13 protein-coding genes are annotated in these 12,258 nt (G+C 41.2%); 11 read left to right on the top strand and 2 right to left on the bottom strand.

The window, feature by feature from the left end:
• Positions 1 to 113 precede the first annotated feature (113 nt).
• On the bottom strand, positions 114 to 1,028 hold the full coding sequence (locus tag BACFIN_RS02460; protein ID WP_007757393.1) for a FecR family protein: 915 nt from the start codon (positions 1,026 to 1,028) through the stop codon (positions 114 to 116).
• Between the two features lie 208 nt (positions 1,029 to 1,236).
• Between BACFIN_RS02460 and BACFIN_RS02455 the strand changes: the two genes are divergently transcribed.
• From BACFIN_RS02455 to BACFIN_RS02410, 11 genes are all read left to right on the top strand, one after another.
• Complete coding sequence (locus BACFIN_RS02455) at positions 1,237 to 1,794, top strand: RNA polymerase sigma-70 factor (protein WP_022275026.1); 558 nt, start codon at positions 1,237 to 1,239, stop codon at positions 1,792 to 1,794.
• A 695-nt stretch (positions 1,795 to 2,489) separates the two neighbouring features.
• The gene (locus tag BACFIN_RS02450) at positions 2,490 to 2,771 is read left to right on the top strand and encodes a tetratricopeptide repeat protein (protein ID WP_007757398.1); all 282 of its coding nucleotides are present in this window, start codon (positions 2,490 to 2,492) and stop codon (positions 2,769 to 2,771) included.
• Between the two features lie 34 nt (positions 2,772 to 2,805).
• Positions 2,806 to 3,033: a 4Fe-4S dicluster domain-containing protein gene (locus BACFIN_RS02445; RefSeq protein WP_004297419.1), complete on the top strand. Its 228-nt coding sequence runs from the start codon at positions 2,806 to 2,808 to the stop codon at positions 3,031 to 3,033.
• Between the two features lie 11 nt (positions 3,034 to 3,044).
• Complete coding sequence (locus BACFIN_RS02440; protein ID WP_007757399.1) at positions 3,045 to 4,127, top strand: 3-methyl-2-oxobutanoate dehydrogenase subunit VorB; 1,083 nt, start codon at positions 3,045 to 3,047, stop codon at positions 4,125 to 4,127.
• Between the two features lie 7 nt (positions 4,128 to 4,134).
• Positions 4,135 to 4,311, top strand: a complete 177-nt coding sequence (locus BACFIN_RS22425; RefSeq protein WP_007757400.1) for a hypothetical protein — start codon at positions 4,135 to 4,137, stop codon at positions 4,309 to 4,311.
• Between the two features lie 12 nt (positions 4,312 to 4,323).
• Positions 4,324 to 5,088 (top strand): thiamine pyrophosphate-dependent enzyme, encoded by a 765-nt coding sequence (locus BACFIN_RS02435; RefSeq protein ID WP_007757401.1) that lies wholly within the window; start codon positions 4,324 to 4,326, stop codon positions 5,086 to 5,088.
• A gap of 20 nt (positions 5,089 to 5,108) precedes the next feature.
• On the top strand, positions 5,109 to 5,651 hold the full coding sequence (locus BACFIN_RS02430) for a 2-oxoacid:acceptor oxidoreductase family protein (RefSeq protein ID WP_007757403.1): 543 nt from the start codon (positions 5,109 to 5,111) through the stop codon (positions 5,649 to 5,651).
• Between the two features lie 121 nt (positions 5,652 to 5,772).
• Positions 5,773 to 7,815 carry a putative porin gene (locus BACFIN_RS02425; RefSeq protein WP_007757404.1) on the top strand — a complete coding sequence of 681 codons (2,043 nt, stop codon included), beginning with the start codon at positions 5,773 to 5,775 and terminating at the stop codon, positions 7,813 to 7,815.
• A 17-nt stretch (positions 7,816 to 7,832) separates the two neighbouring features.
• On the top strand, positions 7,833 to 8,672 hold the full coding sequence (locus tag BACFIN_RS02420) for a transporter substrate-binding domain-containing protein (RefSeq protein WP_032839922.1): 840 nt from the start codon (positions 7,833 to 7,835) through the stop codon (positions 8,670 to 8,672).
• Positions 8,673 to 8,983: 311 nt separating this feature from the next.
• Entirely contained in the window at positions 8,984 to 9,970 is a 987-nt protein-coding gene (locus tag BACFIN_RS02415) for a Gfo/Idh/MocA family protein (protein ID WP_007757406.1), read from the top strand.
• Positions 9,971 to 10,008: 38 nt separating this feature from the next.
• Entirely contained in the window at positions 10,009 to 10,479 is a 471-nt protein-coding gene (locus BACFIN_RS02410; protein WP_007757408.1) for a nucleoside deaminase, read from the top strand.
• A 118-nt stretch (positions 10,480 to 10,597) separates the two neighbouring features.
• Here the strand turns inward: BACFIN_RS02410 and BACFIN_RS02405 are convergent, their stop codons facing one another.
• Complete coding sequence (locus BACFIN_RS02405; RefSeq protein ID WP_022275029.1) at positions 10,598 to 12,250, bottom strand: OmpP1/FadL family transporter; 1,653 nt, start codon at positions 12,248 to 12,250, stop codon at positions 10,598 to 10,600.
• Positions 12,251 to 12,258 lie beyond the last annotated feature (8 nt).

Here is a 12,258-nt window from a genome sequence, read left to right on the forward strand (position 1 = left end):
CCCCATACCGTGAATCTGTTTTCTGAGGAAGACAGTTGTTGGCAGCAACTTTCTTCCTTTTTTCATCTTTAATGCGTGTATCTCATAGGCTATTCTATTTTTAAAGGTTACTACTAATACAAATCCACTATAATTTTTTTCTTTGTAAACGTATTATCAGCTTGTTGCTGAGATTCTTCAATTTTCCATTTCATTTTTGCAGATTTAGCCAAATAATCCAATATCTGCGACAAAGTCTCATCCCGGAAAGTAGCCCGATATCTATATTCTTTTTCACACCTATTATTATATTGAATATCCACATTGAAATGTCGTTCCAATCTCTTGAAGATTTCCTCTAACGGCGTATTTCTAAAAACTAACTTTCCATCTTTCCAAGCTATCTTTCCATAAACATCTACTTTATTCTTTACCGATTTCTGACTCTGTTTATCGTAAAGCAATTGTTCTCCGGGAGTCAAAACTATTGTTTCCCGATTGGGGGTTATCACATTTACTTTACCTTTCTCCAACACTGTTTCTACATAATCGTCATTTTCATAAGCGTTTACATTGAATTTTGTACCATAAACATAGACACTCAATCCATTCCGGGTATTTACATAAAAAGGACGTTCTTGATCTGCCTGTATCTCAAAATAGGCCTCCCCTTTCAGTTCTACACTCCGATTATCTTTTTTGAAGACCGTAGGATAACGTAAAGTCGTACCAGCATTCAGCCACACCACAGAACCATCCGGAAGCTCATAACGTATCACCGAACCGGTAGCAGCCGTAATTTCGGCATACTTTACTTCTTCTTCCGCTCCAGCAAAATATAAATATCCCAGAACCAAAGATGTCATTAAAAGAGGAATAGCCAATAATGCCGCATATCGCATCAACTGACTATAAACAGTCTTTTTTCTTTCTACCTTATTTATATCAAATATCGCTTTATGATAGGCCGCCAATGTATCGATGGACTCCATTTCTCTAATATCATCTCCCAATGCCTGTGCTTTGCGAAACAATGATTCCGGATTCATATTTTCTTTCAAAATCTTTATCTGTTAATTGCAATTATATTTATAATACAATCAAAGCTTCCCAAAAGGGACAGGAAAAACGGATTTTTTTTATTTTATTTCCAAATTTTCCATCAAAAGAATAAAAAAAGAAATAGAAAAATTAAGGTTTAGCGATTATCTTATTATATATTTGCAGCGAAATGAAAAACAACAGAATCTCAAAATAATGAAAATATCTTTTCAAAAACAGCCTAAAGAACAGACCTTCAAGCAACTTTATGAAGAGTTTTATGCTCCATTCGTCCTATATGCAAAAAGATTTATTGATGATAAAGAGACACGGGAAGATATTGTTTCGGATGTATTTACTTCACTATGGGATAAAATAGATTCTTTTGATTTTCAATCGGACACGGCATTGGGATATATCAAAATGTGTGTAAAAAACAGCTGCCTGAATTATCTGAAACATCAAGAGTATGAATGGAACTATGCAGAAGTTGTTCAAAAGAAAGCTCCCATTTACGAAGTGGAACCGGACAGCGTATATACCCTTGACGAATTATACAGAATGCTGTACGAAACACTGAATAAACTCCCGGAAAGTTATCGCACGGTATTTATAAAAAGTTTCTTTGAAGGAAAGACCCATACGGAAATTGCGGAAGAAATGAATCTTAGCGTGAAGTCCATCAATCGGTACAAACAAAAAACAATGGAGCTTATGCGAAATGAATTGAAAGATTATCTGCCCTTATTTCTGCTATTATTTGCAAAAATCTAATTCTTCATTGTTGTCCACCCTACAACTTACACACTTTTTCCTGTCTCAAATGCCCTTCACCTTTTCGCTGAAACGCTTTGTTTATCAATATTTGCGGGTGAAGAGCAGCTCTTTCACCTTCTCCTCACCCATACAATCCGATAATATACTAACTCTCTATGTTTCTATTATAGTAGAACTTACTTTTCAATCCAACTAAACTTACTTTTGTTACAACCTAACTTGCTTTCTACTACAAACAATCTATAAACGAAGGTTCCGTTTTTATAAATGAAGGCTTCGTTTATATAAACCAAACCTTTGTTTTCACAAACGAAGCCTTTGTTTATAGAACACGTCTAATGAAATACAACTTTGTCTATACTAACAAGGAGTTTCTCTAATAAGGCACACGAAGTTATCCATTAGTCTCCCAGCAGTCTATTGCCAATACAATAGACTAAAGCGACCGCATATTTGATTCGGATTCAAGGAAGGTGAAACAGCAGGTGAAAAGATTGCCCTTCACCCGCTAATTCCGATAAACAGGTCGATACAGAGAAAAGGTGAAGGTCTTTTTTTATTTCATTCATCCTTGTGAGCATAACAATATCCACAGGAAAGTCTTTTCCCAAATACAAATTTCCGGCTTCATTTGTCTCATTTACACAAATAAAAACTATCTTTGCGTTTCAGAATCCCGAAAGACAAAAGAAATGGAGCAAATAGAAAACCTAAAAGAGCTTATCAATCAGGGGGATGTGGACACAGCGATTGAGCAATTGAACCAACTTCTCCTAGACACTTCTGTCGAAAACGAGAAAGATATTCTTTACTATTTACGGGGAAATGCCTACCGGAAAAAAGGAGACTGGAAGCAAGCGCTGGACAATTACCAATACGCTATCGACCTTAATCCTGACAGCCCCGCCGTTCAGGCCCGGAAAATGGCGATAGATATTCTAAACTTCTATCACAAAGATATGTATAATCAATAACCGTACTCAAAGATAACGTAATAAAATAAAGATTATGGCAAAAATCAAAGGAGCAATCGTAGTCGACACAGAGCGTTGCAAAGGATGTAACCTATGCGTAGTGGCGTGTCCGCTTGATGTAATCGCCCTCAACAAAGAGGTAAACATGAAAGGCTATAACTATGCCTGGCAAGTGAAAGAAGATACCTGTAACGGATGCAGCTCGTGCGCAACAGTTTGTCCGGACGGATGTATCTCAGTGTATAAAGTAAAAGTAGAATAAAAGAAAAGAATATGGCAGAAGAAGTTGTATTAATGAAAGGAAACGAAGCCATCGCCCACGCAGCTATCCGTTGCGGTGCGGACGGATACTTCGGTTATCCTATTACTCCCCAATCGGAAGTGTTGGAAACACTTGCTGAACTGAAACCGTGGGAAACAACCGGCATGGTAGTACTCCAGGCAGAAAGTGAAGTGGCAGCTATCAATATGGTATATGGAGGCGCAGGCAGCGGAAAGATGGTAATGACATCGTCTTCAAGTCCGGGCGTCAGTCTGAAACAGGAAGGTATATCTTACATTGCAGGTGCCGAACTTCCTTGTCTGATTGTAAACGTGATGCGTGGCGGTCCCGGATTAGGAACCATCCAACCGAGTCAGGCCGACTATTTCCAGACTGTGAAGGGCGGTGGTCATGGCGACTACAAGCTAATCGCTCTTGCTCCGGCATCTGTACAGGAAATGGCAGATTTCGTGGCATTGGGATTCGAACTGGCTTTCAAATATCGTAATCCAGCCATTATTCTTGCTGACGGTGTGATCGGACAGATGATGGAAAAGGTTGTTCTTCCTGCACAAAAGCCACGCCGCACAGAAGCGGAAGTGATTGAGCAATGTCCGTGGGCTGCTACCGGAAAGGCTAAAGATCGCAAACCGAACATCATCACTTCTTTGGAACTGAAACCGGAAGCAATGGAAATCAACAACCTCCGCTTCCAGGCTAAGTATCGCCAAATCGAAGAAAACGAAGTACGTTTTGAAGAAATAAACTGTGAAGATGCAGAATATCTGATTATTGCTTTTGGCTCAATGGCACGTATCGGTCAGAAAGCCATGGAGCTGGCTCGTGAGAAAGGTATCAAGGTAGGTATCCTTCGTCCGATTACTTTGTGGCCGTTCCCTACAAAAGCCATTGCCGCTTATGCTGACAAAGTAAAAGGTATGCTTGTTACAGAGCTGAATGCCGGACAGATGATTGAAGATGTCCGCCTGGCTGTTAACGGTAAAATAAAGGTAGAGCATTTCGGACGTCTCGGCGGTATCGTCCCCGATCCGGATGAAATTGTAACTGCTTTGGAAGAAAAAATAATCAAATAACGAAACGATGAATCCCGATAAAATAAGAAACGTACTGAACATCCTTTTCATGATTCTGGCTGTTGCAGCCATTATCACCTATTTCGTTGTAGGAAAGGAAGATTTCAAAATGTTTATCTACGTATGCGGCGCGGCAATCTTTGTCAAGCTGATGGAGTTTTTTATACGGTTCACCAACAGATAAGGAGAAGAAGTTATGACTAAAGAAGAAATAATCAAACCCGAGAATCTGGTTTACAAAAAACCGACTCTGATGAACGACAACGCCATGCACTACTGTCCGGGCTGCAGTCACGGTGTGGTACACAAGCTCATTGCCGAAGTAATAGAGGAGATGGGTATGGAAGATAAAACGGTGGGAATCTCTCCGGTAGGATGTGCAGTTTTCGCCTATAACTATTTGGATATTGACTGGCAGGAAGCTGCACACGGACGTGCTCCTGCTGTGGCAACTGCTGTGAAGCGTCTGTGGCCGGATCGCCTCGTATTTACTTACCAGGGTGACGGTGATTTGGCTTGTATCGGTACAGCCGAAACTATACACGCTTTGAACCGTGGCGAAAACATCACGATTATCTTTATCAACAATGCCATTTACGGTATGACAGGCGGCCAGATGGCCCCGACTACACTAGTAGGTATGAAGAGCTCGACTTGTCCTTACGGACGTGACGTTGAACTTCACGGCTATCCATTGAAAATCACAGAAATCGCCGCCCAACTGGAAGGAACAGCTTACGTAAGCCGCCAGTCCGTACAATCGGTACCGGCCATCCGTAAAGCGAAGAAAGCTATTCGCAAGGCTTTCGAGAACTCAATGAACGGTAAAGGTTCCAACTTGGTAGAAATCGTTTCCACTTGTAGTTCCGGTTGGAAAATGACCCCGGAAAAAGCAAACAAATGGATGGAAGAACATATGTTCCCGTTCTATCCGCTGGGTGATTTAAAAGATAAAGAATAACGCTAAAAGTCAACAGAACAATGAAAGAAGAAATAATTATAGCAGGATTCGGTGGACAAGGCGTATTGTCTATGGGTAAGATTCTGGCTTATTCCGGTTTGATGGAAGGCAAGGAAGTGAGCTGGATGCCGGCATACGGTCCAGAACAACGGGGTGGTACTGCCAACGTTACAGTAATCGTTAGCGATGACAAGATATCTTCACCGATTCTTAGTAAATACGATGCCGCCATCATCTTGAACCAGCCTTCACTCGAAAAGTTTGAAAGTAAGGTGAAACCCGGTGGTATCTTGATTTATGACGGTTACGGAATAATCAACCCTCCTACCCGCAAAGACATCAAAGTATACCGTATTGACGCAATGGATGCAGCCAACGAAATGAACAACGCCAAAGCGTTCAACATGATCGTATTAGGCGGTCTGCTGAAACTTCGTCCGATTGTTACTTTAGAAAATGTCATCAAAGGCTTGAAAAAGACTTTGCCGGAACGCCACCACCACTTGATTCCTATGAACGAGGAAGCTATCAAGAAAGGCATGGAGCTTATCCGAGAAGTTTAATTAATGGATAGTGAACAATGGATAATTGATAATTATTAGCTACGTGTTGTACGTATGCAACATAATTTTCAATTATCCATTATCATTAAATCAATTAAAGTAAGTATCTTTGCCTCCAATTATGAGACGAATCTTACTATTATATATATTACTTACCGTTATAGGTCTGACAAGTGTTCATGCACAGTTCGACAATGGTCGCCAGGTAATTGACGAAAACGGCTATGACCAATACGGCAACCAGGTAGACCCTGCCATGATTCCGGACAAACTGGACAGTGCAAATGTTGAGATACAGGGATTGCCTCCTAAATTATATATGTGGCGTATCAAAAACCAGTTGGGCGACCGGACTATGATTCCGGCGGATACGGCATATCATCATTTCCAGAACACGAACCTGACTGACGGGCTGACCGGACATTACAATTATCTGGCCAATATGGGTTCTCCCCGTATGTCACGTATTTTCTTCGACCGTCGTGACCCTGAGCCAACTATTTTCATGGAGCCTTTCTCCAGTTTCTTTATCCGTCCTACGGAATTCAACTTTACGAACAGTAACGTACCTTATACCAATCTGACATATCACAAAGCCGGTAACAAGGTGAACGGGGAAGAACGTTTCAAATCATACTTCTCTGTCAATGTAAACAAACGTCTGGCTTTCGGCTTCAACATAGACTATCTGTACGGACGGGGATATTACAATAATCAAAGCACATCACATTTCAATGCAGCTTTTTTCGGTAGTTATATTGGCGACCGCTACCAAATGCAAGCCATATACAGCAATAACTATCTGAAAACAAACGAGAACGGAGGTATCGAAGATGACCGATATATCACTGCACCGGAGGAAATGGCACAAGGTCAAAGGGAGTATGAATCAACGAATATTCCTACCATACTAAGCGCTACGACCAACCGTAACCACGACTTTTACGTTTTTCTGACTCAACGCTATAACTTGGGATTCAAACGGGATATACCACAGGCTGAAAACGACACCATGCCCGCCAAACAGGAATTCGTTCCGGTCACCAGTTTTATACATACCGTTCAAGTGGAACGTGCACGGCATAGTTTCCATTCTGAAGATGACGTGAAAGATTACTATCAGAACACTTATTTAGAACCTGATAATCCATTAGTAAAAGACAGTACGACCTATATAGGAATCAAAAACACCGTAGGTATTGCTCTGTTGGAAGGGTTCAATAAATATGCCAAAGCCGGACTGACGGCATTTGCCTCTTATAAAATCAGCAAATATACACTGATGAACCTGGAAGGCATAGGTAATGACAAATACAATGAGAATGAGATATTCGTAGGAGGCGAATTGTCCAAACGTGAAGGTAATGTACTCCATTATCATGCCATCGGTGAAGTGGGACTGGGAGGAAAAGCAATCGGACAGTTCAATGTGAAAGGCGATATAGACCTGAACTTTCCTCTGTGGAAAGATACGGTCAGTCTTATAGCCCGTGGAGAGGTCAGCAATAAACTGGCTCCGTTCTATATGCGCCACTATCACTCCAAGCATTTCTGGTGGGACAATGATATGGACAAGGAGTTTCGCACCCGCATTGAAGGAGAGTTGAGCATTGCCCGTTGGAGGACAAAATTGAAAGCAGGAGTCGAGAATATAAAGAACTATACTTATTTCAATCAACAAGCATTGCCCGAACAAAAAAGCGGAAGTCTGCAAGTGTTGTCAGCAAGTCTTAATCAGGACTTCAAATTGGGTATCTTCCACTTGGACAATGAGGTGACCTGGCAGAAGTCCAGCGACCAGACCGTGCTTCCCTTGCCGGACCTCTCGCTATATCATAACTTTTATATGCAGTTCAAACTGGCAAAAAAAGTGCTCAGCGTACAATTAGGTGCCGATTTGAGATACTTTACCAAATACAATGCCCCTGCATATATGCCCGCCATTCAGAACTTCCATCTGCAACCGACAGACGACCAGGTAGAGATAGGCGGCTATCCTATTGTAAATGTTTACGCGAACTTACATTTAAAGCGTACACGTTTCTATGTAATGATGTATCACGTGAATCAAGGAATGAGCAGACCGAATTATTTCCTGTCTCCTCATTACCCTATCAACCCACGTGTGCTGAAATTCGGCCTTTCATGGAACTTCTATGATTGATAAAACTTCTGCAGCTTATGGTGACACGCCCCAAAATAAGATTGCTCAGATATCTGATACCTGTAATTATCGTACTGGCACTACTCTTCTGTTTCCGTCGATGCGACAATCAGCAAAAACAACCGCTTCCCCCACGCGACTATGCAGATATTATCAGAGAAGGTGTATTACGTGTAGCGACAGAGTACAATTCCATCAGTTTTTATGTAGACGGGGATACGGTTGCAGGGTTTAATTATGAACTGATACAGGCATTCGGCCGAGATAAAGGACTAAGAGTTGACATCAGCCCTTATATGAGTTTTGAGGATCGTCTGAGAGGATTGAGCGAGGACCGTTATGACGTAATAGCATACGGTATATTAGCAACCAGCAAATTGAAGGATTCCTTACTGCTCACCTCTCCCATCGTGCTCAACAAACAAGTGCTGGTACAACGGAAAGCAACCGGAGAAAACGATTCCCTCTACATACGCAGCCAGTTGGATTTAGCGCAAAAAACACTCCATGTTATAAAGGGTTCCCCGTCAATCTTGCGTATTCAGAACTTGGGAAATGAGATTGGAGATACCATTTATATAAAGGAAATAGAAAAATACGGCCCGGAACAATTGATTTCGCTTGTGGCACATGGAGACATCGACTATGCCGTATGTGATGAAAGTATCGCACAGGCTGCCGCTGATTCTTTGCCGCAAATAGATATCAATACGGCAATCAGTTTCACACAATTCTACTCATGGGCAGTCAGCAAACAATCACCTGTCTTACTCGACAGTTTGAATGCATGGCTGGATAGATTCCAGAAGGAAGAAGAATATCAAAAGATTTACAAGAAATACTATGATAAAAAATAACCTTATCAATCTACTTACTAAACGAAAACAATCCTATACTTTTTTCCCCATTGGCATATTGTCCTTCATCCCCGGGCTTATCTCTACTCACCTGCCTTTATACTGCAAATAGGATATGCTTTCACAAGAGCAAAGGTCCTATCCACCCGAAACGGAAAATCTATTCCATACAAACAACATCTCCATTTTAGCAAAATAGAGGCTTTATTTTCCAAATTCCTCCACCAAGTTAATAATCAATAAAGTTGCTCTTGACAAAAAATTGCTTTATCTTTGGAGTTTATTAGAATAAGCAAATAGGTAATTGTATTATGAGTGAAAAGATAATCAAGTGGGGATTCATCGGTTGCGGAGAAGTGACGAAAACTAAAAGCGGCCCTGCTTTCCAAAAAGTAGAACATTCGGAAGTAGTAGCCGTGATGAGCCGTGACGGTGCGAAAGCAAAAGCATACGCCAAAGAGAGAGGTATCAAGAGATGGTATGACGATGCACAAGAACTTATAGATGATCCGGAAGTGAATGCTATCTATATCGCTACTCCTCCCTCATCCCATGCTACATACGCCATCATGTCGATGAAAGCAGGTAAGCCTGCCTATATTGAGAAACCGATGGCCGTCACATACGAAGAATGTACGCGCATTAACCGCATATCCAAAGAAACGGGAGTTCCCTGTTTCGTTGCATACTACCGCCGTTATCTTCCCTACTTCCAGAAAGTAAAAGAATTGGTAGAAAACGGAACTATCGGTAACGTAATCAATGTACAGATCCGTTTTGCCCAACCGCCACGTGACTTGGATTATAACCGTGAAAATCTTCCCTGGCGTGTACAGGCTGACATTGCAGGCGGTGGTTATTTCTACGACCTTGCTCCGCATCAGATTGATTTATTACAGGATATGTTCGGATGTATCCTCGAAGCAAACGGCTACAAGAGCAATCGCGGCGGGCTTTATCCTGCCGAAGATACGTTGAGCGCTTGTTTCCAGTTCGATAACGGATTGGTAGGCAGTGGTTCCTGGTGCTTTGTAGCTCATGATTCAGCTCGCGAAGACCGTATAGAGATTATTGGGGACAAAGGAATGATTTGTTTTTCTGTCTTCACTTACGAACCTATCGGCCTGCACACAGAAAAAGGAAGGGAAGAAATCTGTATCGGCAACCCGGAACATGTACAGCAACCTCTTATCCAAGCGGTAGTAGACCATTTATTGGGAAAATCTATCTGTTCTTGCGACGGTGAAAGTGCGACACTGACCAACTGGGTAATGGATAAGATTCTTGGAAAGATATAATATAATCCTCATATTAAACTAACAATCTATTTTATACCATGACTAAAGAAGAATTGATGCGGAAAGCCATCGAGCTTTCAAAGGAGAATATCGAGAACGGTGGAGGTCCTTTCGGTGCTGTGATTGCCACTAAAGAGGGAGAGATAGTTGCCACCGGAGTAAATCGTGTCACCGCTTCCTGCGATCCTACCGCTCATGCCGAAGTAAGCGCCATACGCGCTGCCGCTGCAAAGCTTGGTACATTCAATCTTAGCGGCTATGAGATATATACTTCTTGCGAACCTTGCCCCATGTGTTTAGGTGCCATTTACTGGGCACGGTTGGACAAAATGTACTATGGCAACAATAAAACCGACGCAAAAAATATTGGCTTCGATGATTCCTTCATCTATGATGAACTGGAACTGAAACCGGAAGAGAGAAAACTTCCTTCTGAGATTTTATTGCACGAGGAAGCTATTTCCGCTTTCAAAGCATGGATGAACAAGGAGGATAAAATAGAGTATTAGACGGACAACCGTTCATACCGGACGACTAATAGAAATCCCCGGAAGTGCTGTAGACACTCAGCATTCCAGGGATTCTTTACACACAAAAGTTATTATTGAAATTGAAAACTGATCTGGTTTAGAAACGCATACCGACTGTAAAAAGGACTTGGCTACGGGTGTTGGTTACTTTCGTAGCGTCCGGTGAAGCTATTAAAACACCTTCATCATCCACAGTTACATTAATGAATGGATAAAAATCTTCCTTATAAGTAGAGAATTTATATGCCAGGTCAGCATAAAATGTAGAACCCCGATACCCAATACCTAACGTATAGTTACTCAGCGATTTACTATTAGCGAAATCCGTATCCGTTTGAATAGAATTTATTGCCAGGTCCTTATAAGCGTCTTTCTTAAATGCCGCCGAACTGTAGTTATAACCTGCACGAAAAGCAAACTGAGGTACCACTTTATATTCCAAACCTAGTCGAGCTGTATGCACGCCTTTCAACATAGGTGTCGTACTATTCTCCCATTCGAAAGCGGAAGCATATCCATCAGGATCTCTAAATTTTATTGAAGAGTAGTCTTGATACTCATATTCCGCTCCTAAAGCTAAACTATTACCTACCGTATATCCCAAACTTACATTATAAGTCCACGGAGTCTGAAAACGAAAGCGCTGAACCATATCATCTTTACCAGGCAAATAATCACGAGAATCTATATCACGATAGGTAATCTCATTGGCTACCGGATCCCAAATATCTGATTGCATAAAAACACTTGTCTTATAATCCAGACTATAAAAAACAGGTGTATGAATAGCCAAACCTATACGGAAAGGTGAATACTCGAAAGGACGAAGAATCGCTCCGAATTTAAAATCAAAACCTGATCCGGTAATTTTATTCCAACCTTGCAGTTTATATCCTGTTTCATTACCATAATCTTCATCATACGAGGTGTACTTATTATAATCAATGGAATAAGCCCCAATTGTTAGCCCCAGATAAAAACGGTCACTGAAATTAAAAGCGATATTAAAATCATATTGATCTATGCCACCACGTTCTTCCGAATGAAAGCGTGCGTATGGACTTACTCCATCCGGAACGATTGTATTATAATAATCATAATCATAAAACAGAGGCTTTCCCTCATTATTTACTACTTGATTACCTTCCTTATCTTTATACGGAAATTCATTCTGCGTAGTTGTAAGGCTCGGACTGATTACATACCCCTCATATCCCACAGCAGAAAGCCAACCTATATCATTAGTATCAAACGGATTTCCCCAATTTGATATTCCGTCAGACAGAGAAGCCATCAAGAAGGCCTGTGAATAATTACCAAGATCACCGTTCATTTCCATATTCTTATAGAAAGACTTTGCTTTATGATAGTTAAATCCAAAATTCACATAGCGTAAGGGAGTAGTGTTTCCGATCTTTGATGAAAATACAAATCCGATATTATCAAATGAAGCCCTGTTTTTATCCGAATTCCACTTACTGCCTAAATACTTGCTTTCACTTCCATAAGATGAGAAACCGAAAGAAGTCATTATATCACTGCTACGATAGAGCCCAATACCGGCCGGATTGGTCCCTATGGTAGAAATATCTCCACCAAGTGCCCCCATAGCACCTCCCATTCCGACAAACCGGGCAGTTCCATTTAAATCTTTTCCTGTCAGTTTAGCACCATCATAAACAGTCTGTGCTAATCCCGAAGCTGCAGAAACAAATAGTCCCAATACAGCTACCATAACTATTTTTTTCATACCTTTCA

The sequence above is a fragment of the Bacteroides finegoldii DSM 17565 genome (genome assembly GCF_000156195.1).
GTDB lineage: Bacteria > Bacteroidota > Bacteroidia > Bacteroidales > Bacteroidaceae > Bacteroides > Bacteroides finegoldii.